Below are 16,693 nucleotides of genomic sequence, written 5' to 3'. Positions count from 1 at the left end.
TCCCCTATTCGGCCGCAGCAGCGATCGGGCCAGAATAGCCGTAAATTTCCCGCGCGGCCTTCGCTGTGATCAGGTTCTCGGCAAGATCCTGCTCGATGAGCGCCCGCGAACGATCACTCGCCAATCCCCAACCGCCGCCGCCAGGCGTCTCTACCTCGAGGCGCTGGCCGGTCTTCAGGACCACCTTGCCCTTTGGGAACTGAGGCTTGCCGTCCTTCGAGACCTTTCCGGCCGATCCGCTCTGCCCTTCGACGACGCCGAAGCAGGGATGTCGGACACGCTCGGAGGCGAGATAGATGTTCATCGGGCTCCTGCCGAGGTTGCGGAGCACGACACGCTGGCCGAGGCCGCCGCGATGTTTACCTGCGCCGCCGGAGTCGGCGATCAGTTCCTTCCGCTCGGTCAGCACGGGCACGGCAACCTCGAACATCTCGATGGCCGTTACCTTGCAGTTCGAGGGGAAGCTCAGCGTGTCCAGGCCGTCGAGCTCAGCGCGCGCGCCCTGCCCGCCGTGGAAATTCTGAACGGACCCATATTGTGTACCGTCATTGCGCTGACCGACGCAATTGGCGGCCCAGATCGGAGCGCCGCCGCTGTCGCCCATCACCTTATCGGGCACGACGCCTTCGAGCGCCTTGAAGATCAGCGAGGGAATGACGTGCCCGATCAGGTTTCGCGAATTGCCCGCCGTCCATTGCTGCGGATTGAGAATGCAGCCGAGCGGCGCCTCGTCAGTGATCGGGACGATGCAGCCCTCGTTGTTCGGCGTCTCGGGATCGAGCAGGCACTTCAGAGCATAGACCGAATGGGCGTAGCGATAGTTCGTCCGGCAGTTGATCGAGTGCAGAACCTGGTCGGAGGTGCCGGTGTAATCGACATGAACAGAGTCGTCCTTGATGATGACCGAAGCCTTCAGCGTCACGTCGACATCGTAACCGTCGAGCAGAACCTCGGCCGCGTAGCTGCCATTCGGCCATTCCCGGATCGCCTTGCGGGTCTGCGCTTCGGAGCGGGAATGAATGGCAGCGGCCAGGCCTTCGACATCGTCGAGACCATACTCGTCCAGGAATTTGACGAGTTCGCGGCCCATGACGTTGTTGGCGGCGATCATCGATTCGAGATCGCCCCGCACCTCTGTCGGAAGGCGGACCGAGGCTTCGATGATATCGAAGACGTCCTGGTTCGGAACGCCTGATTTCAGCAGCTTGACGATCGGGAAGCGGATGCCTTCCTCGTAGATGTCGCTTGCTTCGGAATGCAGAGGCGCCCCGCCGATATCGGGAAGATGGGCGATGGAGCCGGCATAGGCGACGACCTTGCCGTTCTTGAAGATCGGCGTGATCATCGTGACATCGGGAAGATGGCCGGTGCCGATCTCCGGATCGTTGGTCGCCAGCACGTCGCCCTCTTCGAGCCTGTCGGCCGGAAACTTCGGCAGGAAATAGTTCTGGGCGGCAGCCGGGAGCGAGGTGATGAAGACCGGGATCGACCAGGTGCATTGCGCCAGCGCCCGTCCCTTGCTGTCGAGGAGTACAGTCACGTAATCGTGGTTCTCGCGGACGATCGGCGAGAATGCCGTCTTGCCGAGAACGTTGTCGGCCTGGTCCGCGATGAAGATCAGGCGGTTCCACATGACCTGAAGATTGATCGGGTCGTTGAAATCGGTGGCGGGTTTCGACATCAGAGTACCCCTTAGTGAATGTTGATCACGAGGTTGCCATGGGCATCCACATGGAAGACGCCGCTCGGGCCGACGACCGCGGTCGATTCACGCTGCTCGACGATTGCCGGACCCTTGACCTCTTCGCCGACGGGAAGCTTGTAATGGTCGTAGACCGCAGTCTCGGCAAAGCCGCCGATCTCCTGAAAATAGACCTTTCGGCTGCCCTTCTTCGCGTCGGCAACGACGGTCTCGTGCGGGCGCGTGACCTGATCCTTTTCGCCGCCGGCGCGCAGCCGCCAGGTGATGACCTCCAGCGGAGCGGCAACGGTACGGCCGAACAGTTCGCGGTAGAGCTTGAAGAAGTTGCCGCGAAGCTCGCTAAGGAATTCCTCCTTCGGCAGGGTCCGGTCGGGCAGAGCCACGGTGATTTCATGGCCCTGGCCGACATGGCGCATGTCGACGGTGTAGCGGTTGCTGATCGTATCCTTCGGGACGCCCGCTGCCGACACGACTTCGGCGCCCTGGGCCGATAGCTCGTCCAGCAGGCGGTTCATGGCGCCGACATCCCAGGCGTCGAGCACCATCGGATGGCTTGCGGAAAGATCGACGGCCACGGGCGCGATCAACAGGCCGATCGCCGAACTGACGCCAGCACCGGTCGGGCAGATGATGCGGGAAATGCCAAGCTTGCGGGCGATGCCATAGGCGTGCACCGGGCCGGCGCCACCGAAGGCGACCATCGGCAGCGAACGGGGATCGACGCCGAGATCGGTCGCATGCATGGCGGCCGCCTTGCTCATGGATTCGTTGACGAGGTCATGGATGCCCCATGCGCAGCGCTCGACCGAGACCTCGAGCGAGGCGGCAAGTTTGGCCATCGCCTCGTGAGCTGCTTCTCTGGAAACCTTGAACGACCCGCCGACGAAGGATTCGGTGCCCATATATCCAAGCAGGATGTCGGCATCCGTGACGGTCGGCTGGGTGCCGCCGCGCTGGTAGGCGGCCGGTCCAGGCATGGCGCCTGCGGAGTGAGGGCCGACATCGAGCAGGCCGAGAGGGTTCTTGGCCGCGATCGAGCCGCCACCCGCGCCGATCTCGATCATCTGGATTGACTGGATCTTCAGCGGGAAACCGGATCCCTTGCGGAAACGCTGATAATGGGCGACCTCGAGATCGGTCCCGACATTTGGCTCACCGTCCGGGATCAGGCAGAGCTTTGCGGTCGTGCCGCCCATGTCGAAGGACAGGACGCTCGCCTCGCCTGCCGTGCGGCCGAACTCTGCGGCAGCCACCGCACCCGCCGCCGGGCCTGACTCGATCAGGCGCACCGGCAGTTCCGCGGCACGCCGGCTCGGCACCAGTCCGCCCGAGGATGTCATCCACAGGACCTGGCGGTCGATGCCCTTCGCTGCGAATTCACGCTGCAGATGGGCGACGTGGCCGGCCATTTGCGGCCTCGTATAGGCATTGACGACAGTCGTCGACGCGCGGTCGAACTCGCGCATTTCAGGGCAGACTTCGGAGGAGAGCGAGACGAAGATATCGGGGTCTTCTTCGCGCAGCAGCGCTGCGACGCGCTGCTCGTGCTGCGGATATTTATAGGCATGGAGAAGGCAGACGGCGACGGAGCGAATGCCCTTCTCCTTCAGGCGACCGGCAATCTCGCGCACCGTCTCTTCCTTGAGTTCGGTCATGACGGAACCGTCGGCGGCGATCCGCTCCTTGGCGCCGAAGCTGTTTGCGCGGGTGACCAGCGGGTCGGGATATTTGATGTTCAGGTCGTAGAGGTCGTAGCGCCCTTCGTTACGGATTCGCAGCATGTCCTGGAAACCGTCGGTGGTGACGAAGCCGGTCTCGACGCCCTTGCGCTCGAGCACGGCGTTGGTGACGACGGTGGTGGCGCCCAGCACCTGCAGTTGGTCGATGGCGATGGTGCCGGCGAATTTTTCCAGCAATTCGGACACACCCTGCACGACGGCTTCAGCCGGGTTCTTCGGCGTGCTCAGGACCTTGTGAAGGTGGAGGTCGCCCCTGTCATCCAGGAGCGCGAAGTCGGTAAAGGTACCACCCGTGTCGAAAGCCAGTTTTGCCATGTTGTCCTCGAAGCGACTGTTCGGCGCGGCAGGCGCCGCTATGCGGATCCGATGCCCGGACCCGATGTCTGCTTGAAGGTTAGGGGAATGCCCGGCGCGTTGGCTAACACAACTACAGTCTGCCGCTATAGGGTTTGCTTATGGCGGGCGGCGGTCAGCCGTCGGACTGCCGCTGCGAGGAGCAGCTCGGGCTAGGCGGGCTTGATTCCCTGGTGATGACTGCTCATCAGTTTGCCGACGACATCAAGCAGAACCGACCGTGCGGCGATGGCGGGCTCCGACAAGGGAAGATGATCTGCGACGCAGAGCGACACGGTCGCGTCGATCACCGGCTTGGTCAGTGCCCGCACCTGCGCGCCTGAGAAGATCGCCGTCTCCGTCACCACCGAAGCCGGGAGAATGGTCGATCCAAGCCCTTCGAGCACAGCCGCGCTGAGGGCCGGAACGGACTCGATTTCCGAGACGACCTCAGGTGTCGCTCTGGCTCTCGCCAGCGCGTCGTCGATCAGCCGGCGCAGCAGATGGGCCTTGCTGGGAAGAAGCAGCGGGATCTCCTGGAGGGCGGCAAGCGGAAGCGGCGCGCTGCTATCCCCGGGGAGTTCGATGCCCGGCGGCGAGACGAGGAACATTTCCTCGCGGAACAATGGCTGCAGGGTAACGCCTTTGATCGGCGCAGCAGCATAGATCAGCGCCATATCCATCTTGCCCGTCATGATCAGTTCGCTGAGGATCTGGCCGAAACTGTCATTGATGTGGACGACGATATGGGGATGCCTCGCCTTCATCTCCTTGAGGATCGGCAGCGACAAGGCGCTTGACGAGGAATAGGTCGCAAGGCCGATCGAGACGCGGCCCGCCACCGATTTGGCGGACTGATCGATGTCGACCTGAGCCTGCTCGATCTGCTTCAACATCAGTTGCGCATGCCGATAGAGGATGAGCCCTGCCTCCGTCGGCGCAATGCCGACATTGCTGCGGATGAGAAGCTTGTGCTTGAAGTGCGCCTCCAGAGCGGCGATCTGCTGCGACAACGCCGGCTGGGCCGTCCTCAGAAGGCTTGCCGCGCGCGATACGCTGCCCGTATCGACGATCTTTACGAAGCTCTTCAGTTTGCGGAAATCGACGCTCATGGTCACCGGCTTGTTGTTTCATGCAAAACGTAAAGCCTGCAGCCGGAGGGACGCAAGTCCCAGTCACAAGTCCCACTGGCCTTTCGCGGTTAACGCAGCTCGGCAACAGCCCGTTCGATGCGGTCGCATGCTTGGGTGATCGTCTCCATCGACGTCGCAATCGACAGGCGGAAATGCGGCGATACGCCGTAGGCAGCCCCCTGCAGTGCCGCGACCCCGACGCCGTCGAGCAGATAGAGCACAAAATCGAGATCCGTCTCGATCGTCTTGCCTTCAGGAGTCTTCTTGCCGATGACGCCGGCGCAGTTCGGAAACAGATAGAAGGCCCCGTCCGGCACGAGGCAGGAGAGGCCGGGCACGGCATTCAGCCGTGCGCACGCATAATCCCGGCGTTCCTTATAGACCTTGACGCTTTCGGCGACGAATGCCTGGTCCGAAGACAGCGCATAGGCGGCGGCCGCCTGACTGACCGACGACGGGCAGGACGACATCTGCGACTGCAGCTTGTTGATGGCGGCGATCAATGCGGCCGGACCCGCCCCGTAGCCGATACGCCATCCGGTCATGGCGTAGGACTTGGAGACGCCGTTGGTGAGCAGAACACGCTCCTTCAGTTCCGGGACGGCGGCAACCAGCGTCGTCATCGGCTCGTCCTTGAACCAGACCTGGTCGTAGATATCGTCTGACAGCACGAAGACATGGGGATGGCGCAGCAGCACCTCGCCGAGGGCTTCGAGTTCGCGCCGGTCATAGGCGGCACCCGTCGGATTGGACGGCGCGTTGAGGACCAGCCATAGGGTCTTCGGCGTGATCGCCTTTTCCAAAGCTTCGGGCGTCAGCTTGAAGCCGGTTTCCTGCGGGCATTCGACGATGACCGGTTTGCCTTCGTTGGCGATGACCATATCGGGATAGGAAACCCAGTAGGGTGCGGGAATGATCACCTCGGCGTCGTTTTCGACGCTCGCCATCAGCGCGAGAAACAGAATCTGCTTGGCGCCGCCGCCGACGCAAATTTCGTCGTCGGCATAGCTGAGGCCGAGCCGGCGCTTGAAATCGCCAATGATTGCCTTGCGCAGCGCCGGCGTGCCGTTGACGGCGGTGTATTTCGTTTCGCCCCTGTCGATGGCGGCGTGCGCTGCGGCCTTGATGTTGTCAGGCGTGTCGAAGTCCGGCTCGCCGACCGTCAGGTCGACGATGTCGCGACCCGCCGCCTTCAGCTCGCGCGCCCGGGCGGCCGCAGCCGTGCTTGGCGAAACCTTGATTCTGGACACACGTGATGCAGGCACAAAGGTGCTCATGGGAATTTCCTCGCTTATTTTATAAGAGGCAAGAGATCGCCTTCAGTGAACGGCCTCGGTTTCGCCGCGCATTTTCCCGGTCAGGAAAAGTTCGCCGAGTTCGTCATGGGTGATGTCTTTCGGCAGGCCGTCCCAGATGACTTTGCCAAGTCTCAGGATGACTGCGCGCTGGGCGACTTCCATGGCCTTCTTGGTGTTCTGCTCGACGAGCAGGATCGTCATGCCGTCGGCGTGAAGGCGAAGAAGCTCGTCGAAGACGATGCCGATCGCCGCCGGCGACAGCCCGACGGACGGCTCGTCGACCAGCAGCACCTTCGGCCGCTGCAGCACCGCCATCGCCACTTCGAGCAGTTGTTGCTCGCCGCCGGACATGTTGCCGGCCAGTGTCGCGCGGCGTTTCTTGAGGATCGGAAAGAGGTCGTAGACGTAGTCGCGGTCAGCCTTCACCTTGACGTCGCGGATTGTATAGGCCGCCATCTGAAGATTTTCGTCGACGGTCATGACGGGGAAGTTGCAGCGTCCCTGCGGCACGAAGGAAATCCCCTCGCCCAGAATGGCCCGCGACGTGTTACCGGCAATATTCTTGCCGCGCCAGTCGATGTTTCCCTGCTTGATGGTCGTCATGCCGTAGAGCGTCTTGAGAAGCGTTGATTTGCCCGCCCCGTTCGGCCCCATGAGCGCCACGAACTGTCCCGTCGGCACGTCGAGATCGACGCCGTTGAGGATGTCCAGATTGCCGTAACCTGCGCGCAGGTCACGGATCGAAAGGTTCGAATTACCCGCCAAGATAGGCCTCCCTGACGCGCTGATCCTGAATGATGTCGCCCGGCAAGCCTTCGACGAGCTTGGCTCCCTGGTCGAGCACGATGACGCGCTGGCAGATGCTGGTGACGACATCGATATTGTGTTCGATCACCAGGAAGCTCACGCCGAGCGACTTGTTGGCATACAGGATGGTATCGACGACGCGTTCGATGATCTTCGGATTGATCCCGGCCATCGGCTCGTCCAGCAGGATGAGCTTCGGTTCGGGCATCAGCATGGATGCGAACTGGATGAGCTTCTGCTGTCCGCCCGACAGATTGCCCGCCGGCTGGTGGCGCACATCCCAAAGACCCGCCATCTTGATCAGCTCGCGGGCTCTCTCCCTGAGACCATCGATGCGCCGACGGGACATCTTTCCCAAGCCGAAGGTCGATGCAATGGACGGGAAGGTGAACATCTGACCGGCGATGACCAGGTTCTCCTCGACATCGAGCGACTTGAAAGTGACGGTCTTCTGGAAAGAGCGCAGCATGCGGCCTTCCCTGGCGATGCAGTTCAGGGACCAGCCGGTGATGTCCTGTCCGTCGAGGACAACCGTGCCGGTGTCCGGCTTCGCAAGGCCTGTGCTGCAATCGAAGAAGGTCGATTTGCCCGAGCCGTTCGGTCCGATCAGGCCCGCGATCTCACCCCGATCGATGTGAATGCTGACATCGTTGACGGCGTTCACCGCGCCGTAGGACTTGCTGAGGTTCTTGATCGCGAGAAGCGGAAGATGACCGGTCATTTCGCACCTCCGATCGCATTCCAGAAGCGATTGATCAGCGGCGCAAACCCGTTCTTGAACCAGAAGACCAGGACGAGAAGGCAGAAGCCGTAGGCGATCATGCGCAATTCGGGGGTGATGCGCAGCGCCTCGGTCAGCCCGACGAAAAGCAGGCTTCCGAAGACGGTGCCGGAAATCATGCCCGCCCCGCCGCCCAGCACGATGATCAGCATCGTCGTCGAATAATACATCTGGAAGGTCAGCGGGCTGACGACCGTCAGGTAATAGGCGTAAAGGCAACCGCCGATACCGGCAAACACCGCGCTGATCATGAAGACGATCAGCTTGTAGCGCCAGGTCGGGACGCCGAGAGATTCGGCGAGCGTCTCGTTCTCACGGATCGCCACCATGTTGCGCCCGGCGGGCGAGCGGACGATCGCCCAGACGGCGAAGGTGGCGAGGACCCCGATGATCAGGGCGAGATAGTAGAAGTTCGTCGTGCCGGACACCGTGAACGACAGCGGACCCAGTTCGAAATAGGGTTTGGGAATGCCCGAAAGTCCCATGTCACCGCGGGTCAGCGAGATCCAGTTCTTGGCAATGGCCTGGCCGATGATCACGAAACCGAGCGTACACATCACGAAGGACGTCGAGCGCAGACGCAGGGCGGGAATGCCGAGCGGAAGAGCAAGGGCTCCGGAGACGGCGCCTGCCGCGATGAGATTGACGTAAAACGGCGTGCCGTAGGTGACGGCGAGAAGACCTGCCGTATAGGCGCCGATGCCGAAAAACGCGGCCTGGGCCAATGAAAGAAGACCGGTATACCCGACAAGCAGATTGAGCCCATGTGCCGGAAGCATGAAAATCAGGGCGATGATCAGGGAATGGGTGATGTAACGGCTGCCGATGAACGGCGCGGCGAGTGCTAGGACGATCAGGACCGCGGCGAGCGGTATGCGAAGATCGCGCCTGCGTACCTGTTGAGCGGTTTCCGTCAGAGACATGTCGAGTCCTCGGTCGTTCGAGAAAGGTCGGCGGGCGCGGCTGCTAGAAGCGCGCCTGCGTCGAAAAGAGACCATGCGGCCGCCACATCAGCATCAGGATCAGCGTGGCGAAGCCGACGGTGTCGCGGAATTGCAGGCCGACATAGGTGGCGACCAGGCTCTCGGCCACGCCAAGGATCATCGCCGCGACGAAAGTACCGCGCACATTGCCCAAACCGCCCATGATGATGATCGGCAGCGTCTTGAAGGTGATCAGCTCGCCCATGCCGCCATAGACGCTGACATTGACCGGCGCCGTCAGAACCCCGGAGAGTGCGGCCAGCGCCGCCCCCAGCATGAAGGTTCGAAGCACCACCTGCGGCACATCGATGCCGACGACGCTGCAGCACTCGACGTTCTGGGAAACGGCGCGCATTGCCATTCCCAAGCGGGTGTAGCTGACCATCAGTTCGAGGCCGATGAACACCAGCAAGCAGACGACGAGAATGAGAATGCGCTGTTGGGCCAGGCTGAAGCCGAGGATGGAAACCGGCTCGATATAACCTCCGGCGAAGAACTTGTAGCCTCCGCCGAAGACGAGAATGATGGTGTTCTGCAGGATCAGCGCGATGCCGAGGGTGGCAAGCACGCCCGATTCCGCGGGCGCGCCGACCATCCGGCGCATGACGAGTTGCCCGACCACATAGGCAACGGCAATCGTTGCAAGAACCCCCACGACAATCGACGCTTCGTAGGACAGTCCGAGATAGTCGATCGCAAACCAGGCCCCGAACGTGCCGAGCATGTAGTATTCGCCGTGAGCAAAGTTGATGGCTCTCAGCACGCCGAAAATCATGGTCATGCCGACGGCGACGATTGCGTAAACAGAACCCGTGACGATTCCATTCACAGTTTGCTCAACTATGGTCGAGAGCATGGGCGTATTCCTCCCGGCAGATTACTTGGCAGGATATTGAATGTCCGCCGTATAGGCACCCTTGATGCTCGGCTTGCCGTTCTCGATCTGCAGCAGGATCATCGGCAGGCGGGCCTGGTTGTGGTCGTCGAACGTGACCTCGCCAACCGGGCTCTTGTACTTGATTTTGGAGAGTGCGTCGCGAACCTTCACCTTGTCGGCGCTGCCGGCCTGCTTGATCGCCGCTGCGAGGAGATTGACGGTGTCCCAGTGAACATAGGCGTGGTTGTTCGGGGCTTCGTCATAGGTGGCCGTGAACTTGTCGACGAAAGCCTTGCTTTCGGGCGAGTCGAACTGCGGCAGCCATGCGGCGGCTTCAACGGCGCCTTCGAGCGCCGACGGGGCTGATTTGACGGTCTTTTCCGTGTTGAACTCGCCATTGCCGATCAGCGTCACCTTGCCGGCTATTCCGAGTTCGACCATCTGGCGGGCGATGATGGGTGTCGTATCGGCGAGGCCGTACATGATGATGGCCTGGGCGCCATTGTCGCGTATCTTGGCGAGAACGCTGCGGAAGTCGACTTCGCCTTCCTTGTAATAGTCCTCGCTGAGAATCTCGCCCTTGAAGTCAGGCAGGTATTTCTTCGTGAATGTAATCGCCGAGCGGCCATAATCGCTGTCGACGGAGAGCACGGCAAACTTGGTAAAGCCGCGCTGCTCTGCTGCATATTTGGCGACGATCAGCGCCCGGTTCTCATCTGTCGGATAGTTGCGATAGGTCCATTTGAACCCGCCGACACCGGCCTGGTAGGTGATTTTCGGATTGGACGACGCCGCATTCAGCAGAAGCACTTCAGCGTCTTCAGCGACGGGCTGGATGGCGAGCGTCACCGAACTGGAAACGTCGCCGATGATGAAGTCGACGCCATCCTGGTCGATCAGGCGGCGGGTGGCCGAAACACCTTCGACGGGCGTACCCTGGCTGTCGGCATTGAGGAGTTCGATTTTCATCCCATTGACGCCGCCGGCATCATTGATGTCTTTGACGGCGAGTTCGGCGCCGTGCATCGAAAATGCGCCGTAGCGCGCATTCGGGCCGCTCATCGGCGCAACGAGTCCGAGTTTGATCGTCCCGTCCGCGGCCAGCGCGCCGGCCGGCAGGCCGGAAACGGCAACCGCCAGCGAAAGGACTGCGGTAGAAAGGAAAAATGCTCTGCGGCTTACGGTAAGTTTCATGTTCCCACTCCATGTTCTCGGGTGCAAACGCTTGGGCTTATGGCCCAGCGTACTCCTGACCGCTTTCCGCGGTTCTTATGGCGTCAGCCCAGCGCCGACACCGTCACAGTAGGTTCAGGAAAGCGTCGCTGGCCAACACAACTCCATTCTGCCGCTATAGCGTTTATTTATAGCGAACCGATCTATTCGGCATTGCGGGTGTTGTTCGCCTTCCTCGCCGGACAGGCCATCGGCCATATCGATGCCGTCGCCCCTCGCCGCGGCGCGGGCTCTCTTTGCCGAGGCGAAATTTCGAGATCGATGGCGGCATTCGCTGACGGATGTAGCGGCGCGTCATAAAACGGAGCGAGGCCGCCAGATGGTCGGCCTCGCCGTGTCGTCAACTGTGCCGCTGGCGCAGATTGGAGATCGCTTGCATCACTCGGGTCCGGCACTCCACTCGCGATAGGCGAGATGCATTTTGGCTCCGATCGTCGTGAAAGGCTGCGGCGGCAATGCCGTCGGAGCAGCCAGGCGCGCATAGATACGGCCGAGTTCGGAACTGTGACCGAGCGCCAGTTCCGCAGCTGCGATCCCTGAGGCCGTCGAGTTCGACGCTCCAAGGCCATTGCAGCCGCATGCAGCGAACACGCCGGGTTCGATCTCACCGAATGCCGGAACATGATTGCGGGTGAGCGCCATCGCGCCGGCCCAGCGATACTGCATCCCGACGCCGCTGAGCATGGGAAAACGTTTGGAGAATTTGCCGTCGTGCAGGCGGCCAGCCCGCCGGATCGCGGCGTCGCTGATTTCGATGCCCGGATTGTAGCTGTAACGGGAGCGCACCAGGATTCGATCGCCGCCGGCCGTGCCGATGCGACGGACGGTTGTTCCCATCGGCAGGGCCGGAGTGGCGGCCCACTTCCGCTCTCCATCGAGGCGCGAGGGGTCGAACTCCTCGGTGAGGGAGGCGTAGGTGAAGACGTGGAGCAGGCGCCCGCGGAAGAAGCCGAAGCTTTCGGCATGTCCATTGTTCGCCATGATGATCTTTGCCGTCTGCACCGACCCCTGCGGCGTCTTGACGAGCCATCCCGTGCCGAGGCGCTTGAACGAGAGTGCCGGCGTCCGCTCGTAAAGGGCGACCGGCTCCTTCAGGCAGTCGGCGACCGCGCGTATGTAGGCGGCGGGCTGCACGATGATCGTACCCGGCATGAACAGACCTGAGGTATAGACCGGCGACCCCGTCACCGCCGCGATCTCCCTGCCGTTCAGCAGCCGGTGGGCTTCGCCCATTTTCGTGAGCTGTTGCGCATAGTCCTCGAGATGTCTGTCGCCTTCCGCGCTGATGGCGACGCTGTATCGGCCACAGGGATCGAACACTTCTTTGCCCCAGCCGTTTTCCGCGGCCATCTCGCTCGCCAGAGCGATGGCCGAGCGCTGTATGAGGACAGACTGCCTGAACCTCGCCTCCGACTCTCCGCTGAAATCGTCTGACGCGACTTCGTGCGGCAGGTCGATGATGAAACCAGAATTCGCGCCCGCCGGCCCCTCGCCGACGACACCCGCTTCCAGGATGGCGACCCGCACGCTCGGATCCAGCCGGGAGATGCGCCGGGCCGCGGAAAGACCGGCGAAACCACCGCCGATAATCGCAACGTCGGCAACGACCGGTCCGTTCAACACAGGCCGCGGCGTGCGCGGCGCAAGCGTGGCCACCCAGCCCGAAACGCCTGCGCGTTTCGGAAGCCTGGATGCGACGAAGACGTTCTTTCCGGCCTGGGTCACGTCAGATCGCTTCCCGCTCCATGAGCGTCTCGAGGGAGCGCCGGATGGCCGGAAGCTTTTCCGGGGCAAGCGCGCGCAGCGGCTTGCGCGGCGCGCCGGCGCCATAGCCCACCAGATCCGCCGCCGCATAGACGGATTGCACGTAATCGCCTTCCCAGATCAGCCCCATCGACGGCTCCAGGATTTTCCAGAGCGCGCGAACCTCCTCCCACTTGTGCCCGGCGGCAGCCTCGACGAGGGCGACGCAGGTTTTCGGAGCGAAGTTCGCCCCACCCCAGATCAGGCCATCGCATCCGGCATAGAGTGCATAGGGAACGAGCGGGTCGGCGCCGTTCATGACGAAGCGGCCGGTGCGGATAAGCGCGGCCTGCTTGGCAAGATCTCCGCCGCTGTCCTTGACGGCACAGAAGCCGGGGATTTCGCTCAGCTTGTCCAGAAGTTCGGGCGTGACGGCGACGCCGACCGCCTGGGGAACGTTATAGCCGATCACCGGAAGACCGGCCTTCGCGACCTCGCTGTAAAAATCGAGGATGCCCTGGTCGTCGGTCGGCCCTTCGAAGAAGGGCGGAAGCACCATGACGCCCTCGGCGCCGGCGTCTCGCGCCCGGACAGTGCGCTCGACGACGTCTTCCACCAGAAGTGCGGAGGTCTGTGCGATCACCTTCGCCCGTCCGTTGACGATCCGGGCTCCGCGGCGGATCAGTTCCTCGGATTCCTCCTTGGAAAGGTAGACATGCATGCCGGTGCCGGAACTGAACAGAAAACTTCTGACGCCTGCGGCTAGGTAACGCTCGACATTGTCTTCGAGCCTTGCGTAGTCGATGCGTCCGGCATCGTCGAACGGCGTGGCGATAGCAAGATTCAGGCCTGGAAACTGGAAGTCAGACATTCGTTTGGTGTCCCGCGTTAGGCTGCCGAAAGGTTGAGCCAGATGGTCTTGATCTGGGTGTATTCCTGCTTGCTCAGACGTTCGCCCGTTGTCCCGCCAGCAGTGGTTCGATGTGTTCTTCGAAACGCCAGGCCTTAAAGGGTCGGCGTTTCCAGACCCTCCGGGGCCGCGTACATGGCCATGTTTCGTCGTGAAAGTTCGAGGTGAAGCCGCGCCAGTTCTCCGCATGCATCGACATCCCGTTTCTCGATAGCTTCGATCATCTCGTCATGCTGTTGCGCGGCGAGCTCGAGCTCTTCCTGCATGCGCGGCGTGTTCGGGTGCTTGTAGAAGACCTTGCCGATGCGCGCATGATCGATCTGCAGACGCCGAAGGCTTGGAACCAGATAGACGTTGTGCGCCATCTCGCCGATCTGGCGGTGGAACTGGTCGTTGTGGAAGACGCGTCCCTCGACATCGCAGTGGTCGACGGCCTTGCGAAATGACCGCTGAACCTGCTTCAGCACGTCGAGCTGCCCGCGAGTTCCGTTCTCGGCCGCCAGCCTGTTGGCGGTGATATAGATCATCGGCGCAAGAAGGAAGAAGTCGCGCAGCGACTGGTAGCTCATGGAGCTGACCCGCGCTGCGCGGTTGGCTTCCAGCTCGATGTAACCTTCGCCGGCCATCTGGCGCATCAGCTCGCGAACTGGCGGACGGGACAGCCCGAACTCTTCACTCAGCGCCACTTCGTCCAGCACCGCCCCCGGCTGCAGTTCCATCGTCAGGATGCGTCTGCGGAGCATAAGGCCAAGCTTGGCTTTGCGGTCGGGATTGACTTCAGTATCCAAAATCGGTACCTCATATTTTTAGAAGACATTATGTAGACATTTGATAGACGTCAAGGATGGAGCGTGAGACTTCCACATCGAATCCACCTGCCCGGGTGGGCGATAGAGCAGTTTCAGGTCAGGAAGGATTGCTGACGCCGTGGTGGAGGCTAAGCCGACGATTTTCTTCAGATTCGGCAGCTCACGGCGATGCGCAAGAGTGGGTCAGACAGCCGCGCCGATAGCTTGGCGTCCGCGGCACAAATTTTGCCTCTCGAACTCCCGGAAGACGGCCGGGACAAATCCATGCCGTTTCTTTCTGCATTTGCTCATTATTTGATCGGCCACTGATTTCGAATGCCAGAGAATACGCCAGTAGATTTTTCACCGAGCTTTGAGGGTTCGACGTTCGAATATATGGTCGAAGCCTTCACCGGGAGCTTCGGTCCCTTTGATGCATGGCGTACCGGTCGGGAGCAGGCTATCAGCTGGAAGACGGGCTTCTGGACCGATGGCACGCTATCCCTTGTCAGTGGCCAATATTCGTACGAATGGAGCGTAAAAGCGGCCCCCGAAACGGCGGAATGGCTGTCGGTCATCCTTGTGCGCTCCGGAGCTATCGATTTGGCGCTTGGCCGGACCGTCATCGAAGGAACAGCTGGGCGCTTGCTGTTGGTGAATAATCGCGAGGCCGACCGCTTTTCCGTCCGGGGAACGCCGCATCAGTCCGACGTGCTTCGCCTGGATTGGAAAGTGATTGCGCAGACCGCCGCCGCAATATTGGAGACGCCGCTGATCGGGACATTGCGGTTGGCGCCGACCATCGATCTTTCGACGCCGGCCGGCCAACTCGTCAGAGGACTGGCTCAAACGATCATCAACGGGGTGCGGAACAACGGGCCGCTCATTCATTCTCCGATTGCCGTGTCGCACCTGACCCAAGCCTTTGCCAATCTGGTCTTGCGCTCTATCCCGCATCGGTTCTCACATCTGCTCGAGAGGAAAGTGCATTTGCCCGCGCCGCGGCATATACGCTGCGCCGTTGAATTCATGCATGCGAACGTCGGCGAGCCCATTACCATGCAGAATGTAGCCGAGGCTTCAGGCGTCTCCATTCGTGCGCTTGAGGGAGGGTTTCGTACGTTCAAGGGAACGACCCCGTCAGCCTACTTGCGCGCGATGCGCTTGCGAGCGGCCCGAGAAGATCTTCTCGACCCTTCCAACCGACAATTGCTGCGGGACATATGCCTGAAATGGGGTTTCTTTCATTTCGGCCGATTTGCTGCCAGCTACAGGACCGCTTTCGGGGAAACACCATCGGAAACGAGAAGGCGATCCAATGGTGAGCGCATGTCAGGCCTCTGAGACCTTAGAGCCGCAAGACGGCACGAGACTTCAAGGACGAATGAGCAGGATCGAGAAGTGCGCTCTCGGGCTGAATTCAGATCCGATAAAAGCGCGCAGCATTGTCGTGAAAGACAGCGCGGCGCTCCCCTTCCGTATAAGTCCTTGTGATTTCCTTGAACGCATTCCAGATCCTGTCATAGCTTGAAAACAGCTTGTCGACCGGAAAGTTCGACGCGAACATGCATCGATCTGTTCCGAACAAAGTGATCGCCTCCTCCACATAGGGTCGGATCGAGCTGGTCGTCCAGGTCCAGTCCCCCATCCCAAGTCCAGAGATCTTGCATGCGATGTTCGGCGCCTGAGACAAGGCCTTCATCCCCTTCCGCCAGCCCTCGAAGTGATCAGGTCCGTCTACCTGCATGCCTGTGTGATTGAGGATGATCTGAACATCAGGAAAGTCGCGGGCAAGTTCGAGGAACTCCTCCATCTGCCAATAGTAAAGCTGCAGATCGAAGATGAGTTCCCGTCGTGCCAGTTCCTTGAATCCTCGCCGCCATTCCGGGGTGCGGCTTACTTCCGGCACGGTCAAATAGGTCTTGGCGGGATCGTCGTGGAAGTTCATCGACTGTCGAATGCCTCGGAAATTGGCAAACTGCATGTGCTCGTCGAGCAGCCTGCCAACGTCGGGTTTGCGCAGGTCCGCATATCCGACAATGCCATGGGGAAAGCCGTGTTGGTCCGCAACGCCCTGAAGCCAGCGCGTTTCACCAGCCGGATCCCTGGGGTCGTAGCCGACGTCGAGATGCACCGCTTTCACGAGGTTCTGGTTCTTGGCGTCGGCGAGATAGTCGCCGATCAGATAAGTCTGGTTGATTGCCGTATAGTCGCCGAAGGCCGAGGGCTTCACACCGTCGGACAGCCATGGATAGTAGTTGTTTTTCAGGTCCCACAGATGGAAGTGGGGATCGATGATGGGAAGGTCGTCCATTCGTTCGTTTCCATGGTCGCTGGAGATTGGCGCAGGAGTGCCGCCGGGGCGG

14 protein-coding genes are annotated in these 16,693 nt (G+C 61.3%); 1 reads left to right on the top strand and 13 read right to left on the bottom strand.

Annotated elements, in window-relative coordinates:
* Positions 1-4 precede the first annotated feature (4 nt).
* The 12 genes from ACMUVN_RS18845 to ACMUVN_RS18790 form a co-directional block, all read right to left on the bottom strand.
* Positions 5-1,681 (bottom strand): hydantoinase B/oxoprolinase family protein, encoded by a 1,677-nt coding sequence (locus ACMUVN_RS18845; protein WP_254962630.1) that lies wholly within the window; start codon positions 1,679-1,681, stop codon positions 5-7.
* Positions 1,682-1,692: 11 nt separating this feature from the next.
* Positions 1,693-3,756 carry a hydantoinase/oxoprolinase family protein gene (locus ACMUVN_RS18840; RefSeq protein WP_183904378.1) on the bottom strand — a complete coding sequence of 688 codons (2,064 nt, stop codon included), beginning with the start codon at positions 3,754-3,756 and terminating at the stop codon, positions 1,693-1,695.
* A gap of 191 nt (positions 3,757-3,947) precedes the next feature.
* The gene (gene nac / locus ACMUVN_RS18835) at positions 3,948-4,886 is read right to left on the bottom strand and encodes a nitrogen assimilation transcriptional regulator NAC (RefSeq protein ID WP_047616805.1); all 939 of its coding nucleotides are present in this window, start codon (positions 4,884-4,886) and stop codon (positions 3,948-3,950) included.
* 89 nt (positions 4,887-4,975) lie between these two features.
* Positions 4,976-6,184 carry an aspartate transaminase gene (locus tag ACMUVN_RS18830; protein ID WP_097595385.1) on the bottom strand — a complete coding sequence of 403 codons (1,209 nt, stop codon included), beginning with the start codon at positions 6,182-6,184 and terminating at the stop codon, positions 4,976-4,978.
* Between the two features lie 42 nt (positions 6,185-6,226).
* Positions 6,227-6,970: an ABC transporter ATP-binding protein gene (locus tag ACMUVN_RS18825; protein ID WP_414815371.1), complete on the bottom strand. Its 744-nt coding sequence runs from the start codon at positions 6,968-6,970 to the stop codon at positions 6,227-6,229.
* On the bottom strand, positions 6,960-7,733 hold the full coding sequence (locus ACMUVN_RS18820) for an ABC transporter ATP-binding protein (RefSeq protein ID WP_414815370.1): 774 nt from the start codon (positions 7,731-7,733) through the stop codon (positions 6,960-6,962). The genes ACMUVN_RS18825 and ACMUVN_RS18820 overlap by 11 nt, the downstream gene beginning before the upstream one ends.
* Positions 7,730-8,716, bottom strand: coding sequence for a branched-chain amino acid ABC transporter permease (locus ACMUVN_RS18815; protein ID WP_063474086.1), 987 nt, complete (start codon positions 8,714-8,716; stop codon positions 7,730-7,732). Before ACMUVN_RS18815 ends, ACMUVN_RS18820 begins: the two co-directional genes overlap by 4 nt.
* A gap of 43 nt (positions 8,717-8,759) precedes the next feature.
* Positions 8,760-9,632: a branched-chain amino acid ABC transporter permease gene (locus ACMUVN_RS18810; protein WP_047616795.1), complete on the bottom strand. Its 873-nt coding sequence runs from the start codon at positions 9,630-9,632 to the stop codon at positions 8,760-8,762.
* Between the two features lie 21 nt (positions 9,633-9,653).
* The gene (locus ACMUVN_RS18805) at positions 9,654-10,847 is read right to left on the bottom strand and encodes an ABC transporter substrate-binding protein (protein ID WP_414815369.1); all 1,194 of its coding nucleotides are present in this window, start codon (positions 10,845-10,847) and stop codon (positions 9,654-9,656) included.
* 417 nt (positions 10,848-11,264) lie between these two features.
* On the bottom strand, positions 11,265-12,611 hold the full coding sequence (locus tag ACMUVN_RS18800) for an NAD(P)/FAD-dependent oxidoreductase (protein WP_414815368.1): 1,347 nt from the start codon (positions 12,609-12,611) through the stop codon (positions 11,265-11,267).
* Position 12,612: 1 nt separating this feature from the next.
* The gene (locus ACMUVN_RS18795; protein WP_097595387.1) at positions 12,613-13,500 is read right to left on the bottom strand and encodes a dihydrodipicolinate synthase family protein; all 888 of its coding nucleotides are present in this window, start codon (positions 13,498-13,500) and stop codon (positions 12,613-12,615) included.
* A gap of 134 nt (positions 13,501-13,634) precedes the next feature.
* Entirely contained in the window at positions 13,635-14,282 is a 648-nt protein-coding gene (locus ACMUVN_RS18790; RefSeq protein ID WP_176707342.1) for a GntR family transcriptional regulator, read from the bottom strand.
* Positions 14,283-14,663: 381 nt separating this feature from the next.
* Between ACMUVN_RS18790 and ACMUVN_RS18785 the strand changes: the two genes are divergently transcribed.
* Positions 14,664-15,671 carry a helix-turn-helix transcriptional regulator gene (locus ACMUVN_RS18785; RefSeq protein WP_097543348.1) on the top strand — a complete coding sequence of 336 codons (1,008 nt, stop codon included), beginning with the start codon at positions 14,664-14,666 and terminating at the stop codon, positions 15,669-15,671.
* 76 nt (positions 15,672-15,747) lie between these two features.
* Here the strand turns inward: ACMUVN_RS18785 and ACMUVN_RS18780 are convergent, their stop codons facing one another.
* Positions 15,748-16,641 carry an amidohydrolase family protein gene (locus ACMUVN_RS18780; RefSeq protein ID WP_414815367.1) on the bottom strand — a complete coding sequence of 298 codons (894 nt, stop codon included), beginning with the start codon at positions 16,639-16,641 and terminating at the stop codon, positions 15,748-15,750.
* Positions 16,642-16,693 lie beyond the last annotated feature (52 nt).

The sequence above is a fragment of the Rhizobium sp. IY2 genome (genome assembly GCF_047532935.1).
GTDB lineage: Bacteria > Pseudomonadota > Alphaproteobacteria > Rhizobiales > Rhizobiaceae > Rhizobium > Rhizobium anhuiense.
This window is presented reverse-complemented; position numbering and strand designations above follow the sequence as displayed.

Coding starts and splice junctions, on each gene's coding strand:
- ACMUVN_RS18810 (WP_047616795.1), bottom strand. CDS start 9,632: ATGCTCTCGACCATAGTTGAGCAAACTGTGAATGGAATCGTCACGGGT.
- ACMUVN_RS18790 (WP_176707342.1), bottom strand. CDS start 14,282: ATGCTCCGCAGACGCATCCTGACGATGGAACTGCAGCCGGGGGCGGTG.
- nac (WP_047616805.1), bottom strand. CDS start 4,886: ATGAGCGTCGATTTCCGCAAACTGAAGAGCTTCGTAAAGATCGTCGAT.
- ACMUVN_RS18820 (WP_414815370.1), bottom strand. CDS start 7,733: ATGACCGGTCATCTTCCGCTTCTCGCGATCAAGAACCTCAGCAAGTCC.
- ACMUVN_RS18840 (WP_183904378.1), bottom strand. CDS start 3,756: ATGGCAAAACTGGCTTTCGACACGGGTGGTACCTTTACCGACTTCGCG.
- ACMUVN_RS18845 (WP_254962630.1), bottom strand. CDS start 1,681: ATGTCGAAACCCGCCACCGATTTCAACGACCCGATCAATCTTCAGGTC.
- ACMUVN_RS18815 (WP_063474086.1), bottom strand. CDS start 8,716: ATGTCTCTGACGGAAACCGCTCAACAGGTACGCAGGCGCGATCTTCGC.
- ACMUVN_RS18785 (WP_097543348.1), top strand. CDS start 14,664: ATGCCAGAGAATACGCCAGTAGATTTTTCACCGAGCTTTGAGGGTTCG.
- ACMUVN_RS18805 (WP_414815369.1), bottom strand. CDS start 10,847: ATGAAACTTACCGTAAGCCGCAGAGCATTTTTCCTTTCTACCGCAGTC.
- ACMUVN_RS18780 (WP_414815367.1), bottom strand. CDS start 16,641: ATGGACGACCTTCCCATCATCGATCCCCACTTCCATCTGTGGGACCTG.
- ACMUVN_RS18795 (WP_097595387.1), bottom strand. CDS start 13,500: ATGTCTGACTTCCAGTTTCCAGGCCTGAATCTTGCTATCGCCACGCCG.
- ACMUVN_RS18830 (WP_097595385.1), bottom strand. CDS start 6,184: ATGAGCACCTTTGTGCCTGCATCACGTGTGTCCAGAATCAAGGTTTCG.